We start from the raw sequence: 15,160 nt of genomic DNA on the forward strand, positions 1-15,160 counted from the left end.
AGATTCCCACCGTGGCGAAGATTGTGTGCGTGCTGTACGACGACCCCGCCGGCGGCTACCCGGCGTCGTACGCGCGCGACGACATCCCGATCATTGCGAGCTATCCCGGCGGTCAGACCGCCCCGTCGCCGAAGGCCGTCGACTTCACCCCCGGCACCCTGCTCGGCAGCGTGTCCGGCGAACTCGGGCTGCGACGATTCCTGGAGGAGCAAGGACACACGCTCGTCGTCATCGCTGACAAGGAGGCCGCGCTCGACCGCGAGCTTCCCGACGCCGATGTGGTGATCTCGCAACCGTTCTGGCCGGCGTACCTGACGGCCGAGCGGATCGCGAAGGCACCCAAGCTCAAGCTCGCGATCACCGCCGGCATCGGGTCCGACCATGTCGACCTGGACGCGGCGATCGGCGCCGGCATGACAGTTGCCGAGGTCACCTACTCCAACAGCATCAGCGTCGCCGAGCACGTGGTGATGATGATCCTCGGGCTGGTGCGGAACTACCTCCCGTCGTACCAGGTGGTGGTCGACGGCGGCTGGAACATCGCGGACTGCGTCGCGCGTTCGTACGACCTCGAAGGGATGAAGGTCGGTACGGTCGCGGCCGGCCGGATCGGAACCGCCGTACTGCGGCGCCTCGCCCCGTTCGACGTCAAGCTGCACTACACCGACCGGCACCGGCTACCGGAGTCGGTCGAGCGGGAACTGGGGCTGACCTTCCACCCGAGCGCCGCCGACATGGTGCCGCACTGCGACGTGGTCACGATCAACGCGCCGCTGCACCCGGAGACCGAGGGGCTGTTCGGCGACGAACTGCTCAGCACCATGAAGCGCGGCACCTACCTCATCAACACCGCCCGGGCGAAGATCGCCGACCGGGACGCGATCGTGCGGGCACTGGAGAGCGGACAGTTGGCCGGGTACGCCGGTGACGTCTGGTACCCGCAGCCGGCGCCGGCCGACCACCCGTGGCGCACCATGCCCCACCACGGGATGACGCCGCACATCTCCGGCTCGTCGCTGTCCGCGCAGACCCGGTACGCCGCGGGGACACGGGAGATCCTGGAGTCCTGGTTGAGCGGTACGCCGATCCGCGACGAGTACCTGATTGTCGACGGCGGGCGACTGGCCGGTGCCGGAGCGCACGCGTACTCCACCACGGTGTAAGCCGGATCACGGCGTACGTAACCGGGATCACGTGAGACGCGGGCATAACCGGTCAATACACCTGGTTGAATGTATACAGAAGCCAGAATTCAAGGAAGGGTAGAAATGATCTTCACACGTAGGTTCGGTGCTCTGGCGGCGCGGCCGCAGTTCCCGGATGCCCCGGAGCTGCAGGAGCTGAACAAGCCGGTCGACCTCGACGCCGAGCTCGCCGAGCTGACCGCCCAGGATGCCCGTGGCGCACACGACGACGGCCGCCGGAACGCGGACGAGTCCGCGGCCTGACCCCGGCGTACCGGGCAACCGGTGCCGGAGGTATATGTCAAGGCATGGCACTTGGTAGACTGTCTACCAAGTGCCATCGCTGTAGGACCGGAAGGGACCTCATGACGACGATCAGTGCGGGGCCAGGGGCGGGTGCGGAACCGGCCGGTGTGCGGCACGTCAAGCGGCCGCAGCCGTTGCGGGAGTCGGTGTACGAGGCCCTCACCGAGATGATCATCGACGGCACCCTCGAGCGCGGCCGGCACCTCGTCGAGGTCGAGCTCGCCGGGATCCTGGGCGTCTCCCGGCAGCCGGTGCGCGAGGCCCTGCAGCGCTTGAACAACGAGGGCTGGGTCGACCTGCGACCCGGGTTCGGCGCGATGGTCCACGTCCCGGCCGAGGACGAGGTCGACCAGTTGCTGGCGGCCCGTGCGGCGCTCGAATCGGAGTCCGCGCGCCTCGCGGCCCGGCACGCGTCGAAGGACGACGTCGCCAAGTTGCGCGAGCTCTGCAAGGTCGGCACGACGTACCAGGAAGCCGGCGACATCGACGGCACGGTCCGGACGAACGCCGAGCTCCACAGCCTGATCACCCAGATGTCCGGCAACCGTTTCCTGGTCGACTTCGCCGCCCAGGTCGACCGCCGCGTCCGCTGGTACTACACCCCCGTGGCCCCCGTCCGCGGCGCAGCCTCCTGGCGCGAACACAACCGCCTGGTGAAAGCCATCAGCGAAGGCGACGAAGACAAAGCCGCCCAAATCATGCGAGAACACACCGAACACACCCGCAAGGCCTACCACGACCTCCAAGCAACCACAGCCGCCGTCGAAACCCCCGACGCAGACCCGACCCCGCGCAGGCGCCGTCGTACTAGCTGACCGGCAGCCGCACCTGGTACGCGACGAGACGCTCGGTGATCCGAAACCCGTGTCTCAGGTAGATGTCCTGAGCTCGTGTCGGGCTGTCGCCGTCGACTGTGAGTGTGACGGGGCCTAGCTCGAACTCTCGGCAGGTCTTCAGCACCGACGCCAGGAGTGCGGAGGAGACACCGCGGCGTCTCCACGACGGGATCGTGCCGATCGGACCGAGCTCGACACCGCCGTGATCCTGGGTGAAGCCGAGGACGAATCCGGCCACTCGGCCGTCTGGACCGACGGCCAGTGCGCTGACGTCTGCGGGACGTTCTCCGATGGAGGATTCGTGTGGTTCGACGACCCGTTGGTCGCGATAGGCCTGCTCGTAGGCGGACCGGAACTCGCGCGGGACCACATCCGACCATTGAGCGTGGCGGAGAGAAGTCGGCAGTCCTGATGGTGGCTGCGGCCAGGTGGCGCCGTCGTGGATCATCGTCCACAGCGGGTAGACGGGTTCGAAGCGCGGATCGCCGACCGTTTCGTCGGCAGGCCGGGAGACTTGCAGAATGCTCAGCCCGGGTGTCGCGCCCGCCAACTGCACCAAGCGGTCTGTGATCTGCCTGCCCCGGTCCGAGCCCCCGCTCACCCACCAGGCGCCGTAGCCTTTGCCACGGCCGTCGGCCGGCGGAAGTACGGCCACCGCGGCGGCGTCCTGCTCGGCGATCTCGACTCGCCAGTTCCGCAGGAAAGCCGACGCCTGGTCAGCACTGAACTCGCGGTCCGAAACCGCACTGGCCAACTCAGCCAGAAACACCGCATCGCCGGCAGTCGCAGGACGCCACTCCATCGTCATCACCGCCAACCATCTCCCGGCCGAACGGCGTTGTCCACAACAGCCTCCGCGCAGACGGGGTCGCCGTCACAACAAGACGGGCAGCCCGCCCAGGAGGCGACCGCGCGGGCTGGTCGGGACCTGGGGCAGGCTGTGTTTCCGGAACATAATTGTCGAGGAGCGGCAAGAATGTTCCGGAAAGCCGCGGCATCCCCGACGGGTAGTACGAGCAGCCGCAACACGTCGTTGTTTCAACCCACCCCAGCACTTGGCGCCGGTTGCAGTCGTCAGCACGAGCCGCGCACCCGCCGAAGGCGGCAACAAACAGCCACCGCGCAGCGGTGACCTTTCGGTCGCCCGCAACTGGTGGGGTTGCGGGCGACTGGTGGGGTTAGCGGTTGCGGCCGGTGGCGGCTTTTCGGGCTGCTAGGGCGGTGGCTAGGTGGGTGTATTGCTCGACCACGCGGCGCGCGTACATGTTGCGGTCGAGGATGTGCGGCCACCAGACGCGGCCTATTTGTTCTTGCATCCAGAGGAAGCCGATCGCGAATCCCATGCTCACCAGTGCACGGAAGGCGAGGAACTTCCACGGTTCGGGTGGCAGGCCCGGTGAACCGGTGATCACCCAGGCGGTGACCACCGAGTGCACCAGGAGCGCCAGCGGGAACGCGATCACCCAGTAGACCGCCGCCGGCGCGAACACGCCGGCGGGAACCTTGCCCAGCGCAACCAGTACGGCGTACCCCGCTCCGAACAGCATCAGAGGTACGCCGAGGCCGAGCCCGGTGACGATCGCCCAGCCGGCGGGCTGGCCCACGAACGCGGCCAGTCCACCGGCGATCAACCCTGCCGCGGCACCGACCGAAACGGCCGGGACCGAGTACTCCGCCAACTGCTTGAAGGATGCCATGTCAGCCCACAGCCACGCCGAAGCGGAACAGGCAGTAGAACAGCATCCCGAGGTAGAACACCGCTCCGAACCCGATGATCACGTTCCGCACCGGGCCGGGACGGATCTTCTTCGGCAGCAGCATGTTGTTGGTCAGCAGCAACACGATGCAGTACGCGCCCATCGCGAACGTGGACAGGAACGCGAGCGTGTCCAGGATCCCCGCCGGACCGTCGGCCGGCCCGAACAGCAGGATCAGGATCCCGAACAGGATCACGCCCCACAGGAACCCGGCGTACAGCCGCGACATCGAGAACCGTTTGGCGCCCGGCACGAAGTAGTACGTCATGTCCGCCTGGCCGCGGGAGAACGAGTCGAACAGACCGAGGGTCGCGTTCAATCCGATCAGCGCGATGAAGGCGAAGAACAACTTGCCGAGGATCGGCGAACCGGCCGACGCGAACGCGTCCGACATCGCCTTCAGCGCCGCTTCGCGGTCACCGCCCTCGATCAGCGAAGCGACGTTCGGATTCTCCCGAGCCGCCGACATCGCCAGCACGGTGAACGAGACCGTAACCAGCATGGTGATGCCCCAGAAGAGCAGCAGCGCGTCGAACGTGACCCACTTGCGCCAGCCCTTCCACTTCGCCATCTCGGCCGGGTCCTCGGTGTCGAACATGAACCCGCGCGACGGCATCGACTCCGCCTCGTTCGCGGCCCGCAGCCCGCGGATCTTCGGGATGTGGGCGCCCATGCCGGCGCCGCTGTCCCGGAGCTGCAACGTGTACCACATCTGCTGCATCCCGGACGGCCCGGCGAACGCGATCGAACCGACCACGACCGGGAACCAGGCCGACGTCATCGCGTCGTCCGGGAAGTACCCGAACGCGAACATCCCGGACAGGGTGCGGCCGAGGTCGTCGAAGTTGCCGACGATCGCCGCGATCACCGACGTACCGACGACCAGCAGCCCGATCAGCAGACCGAGCAGCTTCTCGAGGAAGTTGTAGATCACCGACAGCAGACTGAACAGCACACCGACGAACACCAGAGCCACGCACGCGGTGACCTGCCAGGGTATGCCGCTGATCTCCTCGAACGCGGCCGCGCCGGCAGACAGATGGCCCGGCCACATGTAGATCAGGATCGCCGCCGCGTAGAAGAACCACATCAGCGGTTTGAAGATCCGGGCCGCGCCGAAGAAGATGCTCTCCCCGGTGGCCATCGCGTACCGCGCCATCTCCAGCAGCACGAACGCCTGCAGCGTGACACCGACCATGAACAACCAGCGGATGTCCGGCCCGAACACCAGGACGAGCCGGGGCCACATGTACGACTCCCCCATACCCACACCCAGCGCGACCAGGAAGACGGTCGGGCCGAGGATGTGCAAGGAGGGCGGTGCGTCCGGAAGTTTCCGGATCGGCATCGGTTCGAGCCTGCCCGCTTTCCAGACCTTCTCGGTCACGGCTGCCGCGGCCGGCTCTTCGGGAACTTCTGAGGTCTTGCTCGTGACGTCCAAGGCGGACTCCTTAGTTCGACGCCAACTAGCGGATCAACTTCCCCCGCGTGCTCCTTCCTCCAATCAACTGATGCCGAGCGGCCCGGCGTTGCGGGCCCAGCGGTACTTGGCACCGAGGACCTGGACCGGGGTCTCGGTGGTGTACGGGTAGGCGACCACACCGTGGTCGAACAGGTACTGCGACGCTTCCTCGACCTCGACGTCACCGGACAGCGAGGCGACCACGGGCTTGTCGATGCCCTTGGCCCGGAACTCCTCGACCACCTCGGCGACCAGCTTCGCGAACACCATCGGCGGTGTCACGATCGTGTGCCAGTAACCGAGAATCAGCGAGTGGATCCGCTCGTCGGACAGCCCGAGCGCGATCGTGTTCCGGTACGTCGACGGCGGCTCGCCGCCGGTGATGTCGACCGGGTTCCCGGCCGCGCCGAACGGCGGGATGAACTTCCGGAACGCCTCGTCCAGGTCGGACGGGATGTCCATCAGCGTCAGCCCGGCGTCCACACACGCGTCCGACAGCAGTACGCCGGAACCGCCGGCGCCGGTGATGATGACGACGTTCTCGCCCTTCGGCGTCGGCAGCAGCGGGATGCCGCGGGCGTACTGGAGCATCTCGTTCAGCCCCGGCGCCCGGACCACCCCGCTCTGCCGCAGGATGTCGTCGTACACCTTGTCGTTGCCGGCCAGGGCGCCGGTGTGCGAGCTGGCCGCCCGCGCGCCCATGGAGGTACGCCCGGCCTTCAGGACGACGACCGGCTTCTTCTTCGACACCCGGGCCGCCGTCTCGGCGAACGCCCGGCCGTCCTTCAAATCCTCAAGATGCATGGCGATCAGGTTGGTGTTGTCGTCGCTCTCGAAGAACGTCAGGAGGTCATCCTCGTCGATGTCGGCCTTGTTGCCTACCCCAACGATCGCGGAAACTCCCATCCGGCTGGAGCGGCTGAAGCCGAGGATCGCCATCCCGATGCCTCCGCTCTGTGACGACAGGGCGACGGACCCGCGCACGTCGTACGGCGTGCAGAACGTCGCGCAGAGGCTCTCCGGCAGGTAGTAGTAGCCGTAGATGTTCGGTCCCAGAATGCGGACGTTGTGTTTGCGGGCGATCGCGACGACCTCGTCCTGCAGCGCCTGTTCACCGGTCTCCGCGAACCCGGACGGGATCAGGATCGCGCCCGCGACCCCCTTCTGCCCGCACTGCTCGAGCGCCCCGCCGACGAACTTGGCCGGTACGGCGAACACCGCGACGTCGACGTCTCCCGGCACCTCCAAAATGCTGGGGAAAGCCTTCAGCCCGAGGATCTCGTCGGCCTTGGGGTTGATCGGGTAGATGTCCCCGGCGTACCCGCCGTTGACCAGGTTCTTCATCACCGAGTTGCCGATCTTGCCGTCCTCGTTGGACGCCCCGATCACCGCCACCGCGCGTGGCTTCATGATCCGGGTCATCGCGGTCAGGATCTCCTCCTGGCTGTACCGCTCGACCGGTTTCCCGGCCTCGGCGTCCACGATGATCCGGAAGTCCACCGCGGTGGCGCCGTCCGGCCCGGCCAGCACCGGGTTCAGGTCGACCTCCGCGAACTGCGGGAAGTCCGTGACCAGGTCGGACACCCGCTTGATCAGATTGCCGACAATCTCCTTGTCGACCGGTCGCGCACCACGAACGCCCTCGAGCATCTCGCGCGCACCGATCCCGTCGACCATCGCCCGCGCCTCGTCGTCACTCAGCGGAGCCAGCCGGAAGGTGACGTCCTTGAGCACCTCGACGAGTACGCCGCCCAGCCCGAACGCGACCACCTTGCCGAACGTCGGGTCGGTGACCGCACCGACGATGACCTCCTGCACGTCACTGCCGGTGACCAGCATCTTCTGCACCTGCACGCCCACAATGTCGGCATCTGGTTTGTAGGCTGTTGCGTTGTCGACAATCTGCTTGTAGGCCGCCAGCACGGCATCCTCGGTGTCGACGCCGACCACCACGCCGCCGGCGTCGGTCTTGTGCAGGATGTCCGGCGAGACGATCTTCAGCACGACCGGGAAGCCGATCTCGGCCGCGAGGCCGGCGGCCCCCTCGGCAGTCGTGGCCAGCCCCTCGCCCGGCGCCGGGATGCCGTACGCGTCGGCGACCAGCTTGGCCTCCGGCGCGCTCAGCGAGGTGCGGCCGTCCGCCAGAGCCTGGTCGAGGATGGTCCGGACTGCTGCCTTGTCATAAGTCATGCGGATGCACTCCAATTCGCGAGGGTCAGATCACGCCGGCGGCTTTGAGTTCGGAGAGCTCGGCGGTGTCGATGCCGAGCGAGCCGTAGATGACGGAGTTGTGTTCACCGAGGCCCGGTGAGGTCTGCACGTCGACCGGGGAGTCGGACAGCTTGATCGGGCAGCCGACGGTCTTGAACGTGCCGCGCTGCGGGTGCTCGACCTCGACCACCGCGCCGAGGTCGGCGAGCGTCTCGTCCGCGATCAGCTCGGCCGTGGACATGATCGGCCCGCACGGCACGTTCAGCGCGTTGAGCTTGTCCATCACCTCGAACTTGGTGTGCTGCTCGGTCCACTGCTCGATCAGCGCGAACATCTTGTCGAGCTTGTCGAGGCGCGCGGCCGGCGTCGCCCAGTCCGGATCCTCGGCCAGCTCGGGCTTCCCGATCAACTGAGCGATCGGAGCCCAGCCCGGCGGCTGGACGATCACGTAGATGTAGTCGTTCGGTCCGCCGGGTGCGCAGCGCAGCGCCCAGCCGGGCTGCCCGCCGCCGGACGCGTTCCCGGACCGCGGCACCTCGCCGTTGAAGTTGTCGTTCGGGTACTCGCGCAGCGGGCCGTGCGTCAGCCGCTGCTGGTCGCGCAGCTTGACCCGCGTCAGGTTCAGGACGGCTTCCTGCATGGCCACGGTGACCCGCTGGCCCTTACCGGTGTGCGTCCGCTGGAGCAGCGCGGCGAGGATGCCGGCCACCAGGTGGATGCCCGTGCCGGAGTCGCCGATCTGCGCGCCGGTCGCGGTGGGCGGTCCGTCCTCGAACCCCGTCGTACTCATCGCGCCGCCCATCGCCTGGGCGACGACCTCGTACGCCTTGAAGTTCTCATACCGGCCGGGGCCGAAGCCCTTGATCGACGCGAACACGAGACCGGGGTTGAGCTCCTGGAGGCGTTCCCAGGTGAAGCCCATCCGGTCGATCGCGCCGGGGGCGAAGTTCTCCACCAGGACGTCGGAGTTCTTCACCAGGTCGACGAAGATCTCCTTGCCGCGGTCGGACTTCATGTTCAGCGTGATGCTGCGCTTGTTGCAGTTCAGCATCGTGAAGTACAGGCTGTCGACGTCCGGCAGGTCGCGCAGCTGCTGGCGGGTGATGTCGCCGGTCGGTGCCTCGAGCTTGATCACATCGGCGCCGAGCCAGGCGAGGAGCTGGGTGCAGGACGGTCCGGACTGCACGTGGGTCATGTCGAGAACACGGACACCCTCGAGGGCCTTGGTCATGCTGGTCCTCCTACTTGTACATGGTCTGGTTCATGGTTCCGGGGGCGTAGGCGTCCGGGTCGACCCAGACGTTGATCAGCGACGGCAGCCCCGACTCGCGGGCCCGGAGCAGCGCCGGCCCGATGTCCTTCGGGTCGCGAACCTCTTCGCCGTACCCGCCGAGCATCCGGGCGAACTCGTCGTACTTCACGTCGCCCAGGGTGTTGCCGATCCGGCCGCGGTCCTTGCCGTACTTGGCCTCCTGGCCGTAGCGGATCTGGTTCATCGACGAGTTGTTGCCGACGACACCGACGAACGGGAGCTTGTAGCGGACCAGCGTCTCGAAGTCCCAGCCGGTCAGCGAGAACGCACCGTCGCCGAACAGTGCGACGACTTCCTTGTCCGGCCGCGCGTACTTCGCCGCGAGCACGAACGGGATGCCGACGCCCAGCGTGCCGAGCGGGCCCGGGTCCATCCAGTGGCCGGGCGACTTCGGCTGTACGACGCCACCGGAGAACGTCACGATGTCGCCGCCGTCGCCGATGTAGATCGAGTCCTCGGTGAGGAACTCGTTGATCTCGTGCGCGAGCCGCAGCGGGTGGATCGGGTTCGCGTCGGACAGCTGCCGCGGCAGCCGTTTCTGGTACGCCGCGTCCTCCTCGGCGCGCAGCTCCGCGAACCAGGCCTTGCGATCCGTCTTCTGCAGCCGGCCCGACGCCGCCTGCGTGACGGCCGCCAGGATCGCGCCCGGGTCACCCACGAGGCCGAGGTCGATGTCGCGGTTCTTGCCGACGGTGCGGTAGTCCATGTCGATCTGTACGACGGTGGCGCTCTTCGGGAGCCGTCGCCCGTACCCCATCCGGAAGTCGAACGGCGTGCCGACGATCAGGATCAGGTCGGCGTTGTTGAAGCCGTACCGCCGCGACAGGTGGAAGTGGTGCGGGTCGCCGGGCGGCAGCGTGCCGCGGGCCGACCCGTTCATGAACGCCGGGATGTCGAGCGTGCGGGCGAACTCGACCGCCGCGTCGCTGCCGCGGGATGTCCAGACCTGCGAGCCGAGCAGTACGACGGGCTTCTCGGCCCGGACCAGCAAGTCGGCCAGCGCCTCGATGTTCGCCGGATCGCCGATGCTCTTCGTCGAGGCCCGGTAGTGCCCGGCCTCGGGGACGGTCGCGGACTCGACCGGGACCGAGTTGTCGAGGATGTCGCGCGGGATCTCCAGGAACGACGGGCCGGGCGCGCCGTTGTAGCACTCGCGGAACGCCATCGACACCATGTCCGCAGCCCGCGCGGTGTGCGGAACGGTCGCGGCGAACTTGGTGATCGGCGTCATCATGTCGACGTGCGGCAGGTCCTGCAAGGACCCCATCTTGTGCTGGTTCAGGGCGCCCTGGCCGCCGATCAGCAGCATCGGGCTCTCGGCGCGGAACGCGTTCGCGACGCCGGTGACCGCGTCCGTCGTACCAGGGCCGGCGGTGACGACCGCGCAGCCGGGCTTGCCGGTGACTCGTGCATACCCGTCGGCGGCGTGCGCCGCGACCTGCTCGTGCCGTACGTCGACCACCGCGATGCCCTCGTCCACGCAGCCGTCGTAGATGTCGATGATGTGACCGCCACAGAGCGTGAAGATCACGTCGATCCCCTCGGCCTTCAAGGCCTTCGCGACGAGGTGACCGCCGGAGATCGTCTCCGGCTCTTTGACAACCGCGGCGGGTTGGGTCTCCGACACTGTCTGCGCCATCTGCAGTCAACTCCTCGGAAGGGCCTGAGTAAGGCATGTCCTTGATTAGGCACTGTGTAGATTGCATACCGTATGGTGTAGTCGTAGTCTTATCCCAGGGCGTAGCGGTTGTCCAGAGTTCGCACCCAGGAGGCTGTGATGACGATTTCCGACGAACTCGACCGGACCCGCGCCGCCCTCCTCGCGCTCGAGAAGTCCCTTATGGCGTTGAGGAATCGCGTCGGCCCGCATCTCGACGTACTGCGGCTGCTCGACGATCTGGAGCGGTGTACGGCGGACCTTCGGCGCCTCGAGCAGCAGGTTCGCGCCCCTCGCCGGCACGAACTGGTGGCGATCCCGGACGACGACTACGACCACGATTTCTGGGCGGACGCCGAACACGAAGGTTTGGGCTGAGTCGCGAGGCACAGCTTCAGCAGGCTCCGCAGGCGTACGTCGGGATTGGCCGCGCGGGCGGTGATCGCCACCGCTTCGGCCACATGTTCTGTCGCGACACATGTGCGGTAGAACGGCTCGCTCCAATTCAGCCGCGAAAGCACCGGCAACCACCACCGCGCCGCTCCCCCGGGACCGTCCTGAGTACCGAGCAGGTGCTGGGCCGTCTGGTTGGCCGCAGTTAGTCTGTGGCGCTCGTCGGTGGTGAGTTCGCCGTTCGTCAGTGCCGTCGACACGCACAGTGCGACCAGCCGGGCGGACGGCTCGAAGCCCACCCGGTTGGTGTCGAGGAAGCGTGGCGCGAGCGGCAGCAACTCGCGGCGACCGGCTGACGTGCTGTGATCGTGCGCCGCCCGTGCGACTGCACCTAGTACTGGGTGTACGCAGGCGGGACGATCCGTCCAGGGCTCTCGCGCCAGACGGGAGACCAGTTCCAGCACGCACGGATCCGCGCGCTGGATCTTCGCGTAGCCGTTCACTCGCCCGCCACCGGCGTACCGAGCTGGGGCCGCACGGGCAACGCCGGCCTACCGGGTTGTTTGAGGAGACGCACACTCAGCGCAGTCAGTACGCCGAGCAGCCCGGCGCCGAGGAACAGCGGCCGGTAGCCGACTGCGGCGATCACGGACGCGGCGACACCGATGCCGACGACGCCGCCGACCGCCTTCGCGGAGTACAGGATGGCCTGGTTCTGCAGCAGGCTGTTCTCGCCGAAGAACTCCAGTACGAGGTTGGCCATGATCGCGTAGAACGCGCCGCCACCGAGGCCCGCGAACATCGCGCACACCACGAAGGCCCAGCCGACGTCAGCGGCCACCAGACCGACATGGGCGAAACCTTCGATCATCAGTACGGCGGCCAGCACCCGACGGCGACCGAATCGATCTGACAAGTGACCTGCCAGCGATCGGCCGAGACCGTTGACGGCGGCAAGCATCCCAGCCGCCGTCGCAGCCACCGTCAGACCGAGGTCGGCGCTCACGCCATAGCTCACCACGAAGCCGATGCCGAGTAACGACAACGCCGTACTGATTGCCAGCAGCAACCACATCAGCGGCAGCGCGCCGGTCCGCATCGCCTCACCTGGACGGTATTGCCGGACCGCGGGCGCGTTGTGCGGGATGCTGCGGTTCAGCTTCCGGTCGATCGCCCACACCTGCGCGTCGATGTCCGCGGGCCACCAGTGCCGCGGCGGATCCTTCAGCAGACCACCGGCGACCAGAACGACCAGCACCGCCACCAGAGCGGTCAGATCGAACACGATCGATTGGTCCACCCGCGTCAGCAGGAAGATGCTCGGTACGGCGCCGACCGCGAATCCACCGGTGACGAAGCCGATGGTCGCCGTACGCCGGTCCGGGAACCAGCGCGCCGACGTGGTGATGCAGGCGGCGTACACGAGGCCCGCCCCGGTGCCGCCGAGAAGCGAGTAGCCGACGAGGACCGCGCCGTAGCTGTCCACGTGGGCGAGTGTGACGAGGCCGATCGCCGCGAGCATCCCGCCGCCGACGACGAGCTGTGTCGGCGTTGCCCGCCGTACCCGATGGGCCCAGGCGGCTGGGATCGCGACGAGTGCTTGGCAGGCGACGAAGACCGCGAGCAGCCACAGGGTTTGGGCTGCGCCCCAGCCACGATCCGACGCCAGGCCGAGGGCTGCGGTGCCGAACGAGTACTGCAACGGACTGATCGCCACCATGCAGGCCCAGGCCGCCCAGAGTTGCCAGCGGCGCGAGTGGCCGGTCAGTTCACGGGCATCCTCGCCGATCCGGTACCGCCGGCCGTAGACGTCACGCACGTCCCGGGGCGTGGGCATCACGTGATTCATATCGCCTCCTGACTACTGCATACCGTATGAAGTCTGTGGTACTCCTCCACGCCGGAGCTGTCCAGACCTGAGGCGTTGCAACAAGCCTCTTGTGACCAGATTGCATACCGCATACAGTCGTCACCACACATTCTTGGAGGCGACGTGGACCTCATGGAGTACCAAGCCAAGGAGCTGTTCGCTCGGCACGGCGTTCCGGTGACGCTGGGGCGGGTGATCGAGGATGCGGCCGACGCCGCGGACGCGGCCCGTGAGCTCGGCGGGCGCGTGGTGGTGAAGGCTCAGGTGAAGACCGGTGGGCGCGGCAAGGCCGGCGGTGTGAAGCTGGCCGCCACCCCCGACGAGGCGGAGGCGAAGGCGGTCGAGATCCTCGGGATGGACATCAAGGGTCACACCGTGCAGCGCGTGCTGCTGGCGCCGGCCGCGGACATCGCCGAGGAGTACTACTTCTCGTTCCTGGTCGACCGGGCGAACCGCGAGTACCTCTGTATCGCCAGCACCGAAGGCGGTGTGGAGATCGAGGAGGTCGCGCACACGAACCCGGACGCGATCGCGAAGGTGGCGATCGACCCCGCGACCGGCGTCGACGAGGCGAAGGCCGCGGAGATCGTGACCGCCGCCGGGTTCCCGGCCGAGGCGTCCACCATCGTGCAGCGGCTGTGGGACGTGTTCATCGCGGAGGACGCGTCGCTGGTCGAGGTGAATCCGCTGGTGAAGCTCGGCGACGGGTCATTGGAGGCGCTCGACGGGAAGGTCACGCTCGACGACAACGCGGCGTACCGGCACCCGGATCACGCCGGCTTCGACGACAAGGCGGCCGCCGACCCGCTCGAGGCCGAGGCGCACGCCAAGGGCCTGAACTACGTGAAGCTGGACGGCTCGGTCGGGATCATCGGCAACGGCGCGGGCCTGGTGATGTCGACGCTCGACGTGGTCGCGTACGCGGGATCGCCGTACGACGTGAAACCGGCCAACTTCCTCGACATCGGCGGCGGCGCCTCGGCCGAGGTGATGGCGAACGGGCTCGGGATCATCCTGTCCGACCCGCAGGTGCGCAGCGTCTTCGTGAACGTGTTCGGCGGGATCACCGCGTGCGACGCGGTCTCGAACGGCATCGTGCAGGCGCTCGCCGTGCTTGGCGACCGGGCTGACAAGCCGCTCGTCGTCCGGCTCGACGGCAACAACGTCGAGGAGGGCCGCAAGATCCTCGCCAAGGCCAACCATCCGCTGGTGACCGTGGTCGACACGATGGACGGCGCCGCGGCGCGCGCCGCCGAACTCGCCGCCTAGAAGGGACTGTTCGAGATGGCCGTATTCCTGACCGAGAAGAGCCGGGTCGTCGTGCAGGGCATGACCGGGTCCGAGGGGCAGAAGCACACCAGCCGGATGCTTGCCGCCGGCACCAATGTGGTCGGCGGTGTGACGCCCGGCAAGGGCGGGCAGTCGGTGGATTTCGCGCGGCGCTCGATCCCGGTGTACGGGTCGTGCGCGGACGCGGTGAAGGCCGCGGACGCGGACGTGTCGGTGGTGTTCGTCCCGCCACGCTTCACAAAAGCTGCAGTTCTTGAAGCAGTCGATGCCGGGATCCCGCTCGTGGTGGTGATCACGGAGGGCGTTCCCGTCCACGACACTGCCGCGTTCTTCGCGCACGCACAGGCCAACGGGACGCGCGTCATCGGTCCGAACTGTCCGGGGATCATCAGCCCGGGGCGCGCCAATGCGGGGATCATCCCGGCGGACATCGCGGGGCCGGGCCGGCTCGGGCTAGTCAGCAAGTCGGGCACGCTGACCTACCAGATGATGTACGAGCTGCGGGACTTCGGGTTCTCGACCGCGATCGGGATCGGCGGCGACCCGATCATCGGGACCACGCACATCGACGCGCTGCGGGCGTTCCAGGACGACCCGGACACCGACGCGATCGTGATGATCGGTGAGATCGGCGGTGACGCGGAGGAGCGGGCGGCCGCGTTCATCAAGGAGAACGTGACCAAGCCGGTCGTCGGGTACGTCGCGGGCTTCACCGCGCCGGAGGGCAAGACGATGGGCCACGCCGGCGCGATCGTCTCCGGCTCGTCCGGTACGGCGGCCGCGAAGCAGGAAGCTCTGGAAGCAGCCGGCGTACGTGTCGGCAAGACCCCGACGGAGACTGCCGCCCTGATGCGCACGATCCTCGCCGGAGCCGCGGTGTAA

General features: G+C 67.6%; 14 protein-coding genes. 6 read left to right on the top strand and 8 right to left on the bottom strand.

The window, feature by feature from the left end; all coding sequences use genetic code 11:
• Positions 1–11: 11 nt before the first annotated feature.
• The 3 genes from ACLJOO_RS19485 (at position 12) to ACLJOO_RS19495 (ending at position 2,305) form a co-directional block, all read left to right on the top strand.
• On the top strand, positions 12–1,163 hold the full coding sequence (locus ACLJOO_RS19485; RefSeq protein ID WP_410788587.1) for an NAD-dependent formate dehydrogenase: 1,152 nt from the start codon (positions 12–14) through the stop codon (positions 1,161–1,163).
• A 105-nt stretch (positions 1,164–1,268) separates the two neighbouring features.
• The gene (locus ACLJOO_RS19490; RefSeq protein ID WP_410788588.1) at positions 1,269–1,448 is read left to right on the top strand and encodes a hypothetical protein; all 180 of its coding nucleotides are present in this window, start codon (positions 1,269–1,271) and stop codon (positions 1,446–1,448) included.
• Positions 1,449–1,549: 101 nt separating this feature from the next.
• Positions 1,550–2,305, top strand: coding sequence for a GntR family transcriptional regulator (locus ACLJOO_RS19495; RefSeq protein WP_410788589.1), 756 nt, complete (start codon positions 1,550–1,552; stop codon positions 2,303–2,305).
• Here ACLJOO_RS19495 and ACLJOO_RS19500 read toward each other — a convergent pair.
• The 6 genes from ACLJOO_RS19500 to ACLJOO_RS19525 form a co-directional block, all read right to left on the bottom strand.
• Positions 2,298–3,128 (bottom strand): GNAT family N-acetyltransferase, encoded by an 831-nt coding sequence (locus ACLJOO_RS19500; RefSeq protein WP_410788590.1) that lies wholly within the window; start codon positions 3,126–3,128, stop codon positions 2,298–2,300. The genes ACLJOO_RS19495 and ACLJOO_RS19500 overlap by 8 nt on opposite strands.
• A gap of 376 nt (positions 3,129–3,504) precedes the next feature.
• A complete protein-coding gene (locus ACLJOO_RS19505; RefSeq protein ID WP_410788591.1) occupies positions 3,505–4,023 on the bottom strand; it encodes a hypothetical protein in 519 nt (172 codons plus the stop codon).
• A 1-nt stretch (position 4,024) separates the two neighbouring features.
• Positions 4,025–5,524, bottom strand: a complete 1,500-nt coding sequence (locus ACLJOO_RS19510; protein WP_410788592.1) for an Nramp family divalent metal transporter — start codon at positions 5,522–5,524, stop codon at positions 4,025–4,027.
• 63 nt (positions 5,525–5,587) lie between these two features.
• Positions 5,588–7,735: an acetate--CoA ligase family protein gene (locus tag ACLJOO_RS19515; RefSeq protein WP_410788593.1), complete on the bottom strand. Its 2,148-nt coding sequence runs from the start codon at positions 7,733–7,735 to the stop codon at positions 5,588–5,590.
• Positions 7,736–7,760: 25 nt separating this feature from the next.
• Positions 7,761–8,987, bottom strand: coding sequence for a formyl-CoA transferase (gene frc / locus ACLJOO_RS19520; RefSeq protein WP_410788594.1), 1,227 nt, complete (start codon positions 8,985–8,987; stop codon positions 7,761–7,763).
• 10 nt (positions 8,988–8,997) lie between these two features.
• Entirely contained in the window at positions 8,998–10,707 is a 1,710-nt protein-coding gene (locus ACLJOO_RS19525; RefSeq protein WP_410788595.1) for a thiamine pyrophosphate-binding protein, read from the bottom strand.
• Between the two features lie 138 nt (positions 10,708–10,845).
• Between ACLJOO_RS19525 and ACLJOO_RS19530 the strand changes: the two genes are divergently transcribed.
• On the top strand, positions 10,846–11,103 hold the full coding sequence (locus ACLJOO_RS19530) for a hypothetical protein (protein WP_410788596.1): 258 nt from the start codon (positions 10,846–10,848) through the stop codon (positions 11,101–11,103).
• Here the strand turns inward: ACLJOO_RS19530 and ACLJOO_RS19535 are convergent.
• Positions 11,055–11,621: a hypothetical protein gene (locus tag ACLJOO_RS19535; protein WP_410788597.1), complete on the bottom strand. Its 567-nt coding sequence runs from the start codon at positions 11,619–11,621 to the stop codon at positions 11,055–11,057. The two genes, ACLJOO_RS19530 and ACLJOO_RS19535, sit on opposite strands and share 49 nt — an antisense overlap.
• Positions 11,618–12,967: an MFS transporter gene (locus ACLJOO_RS19540; RefSeq protein WP_410788598.1), complete on the bottom strand. Its 1,350-nt coding sequence runs from the start codon at positions 12,965–12,967 to the stop codon at positions 11,618–11,620. The genes ACLJOO_RS19535 and ACLJOO_RS19540 overlap by 4 nt, the downstream gene beginning before the upstream one ends.
• A gap of 144 nt (positions 12,968–13,111) precedes the next feature.
• Here ACLJOO_RS19540 and sucC point away from each other — a divergent pair, with 144 nt between their 5' ends.
• The gene (sucC, locus tag ACLJOO_RS19545) at positions 13,112–14,257 is read left to right on the top strand and encodes an ADP-forming succinate--CoA ligase subunit beta (protein ID WP_410788599.1); all 1,146 of its coding nucleotides are present in this window, start codon (positions 13,112–13,114) and stop codon (positions 14,255–14,257) included.
• A gap of 15 nt (positions 14,258–14,272) precedes the next feature.
• Positions 14,273–15,160 carry a succinate--CoA ligase subunit alpha gene (gene sucD, locus ACLJOO_RS19550; RefSeq protein ID WP_410788600.1) on the top strand — a complete coding sequence of 296 codons (888 nt, stop codon included), beginning with the start codon at positions 14,273–14,275 and terminating at the stop codon, positions 15,158–15,160.

Source organism: Kribbella sp. C-35, from assembly GCF_046549195.1.
In the GTDB taxonomy this organism is placed as follows: domain Bacteria; phylum Actinomycetota; class Actinomycetes; order Propionibacteriales; family Kribbellaceae; genus Kribbella.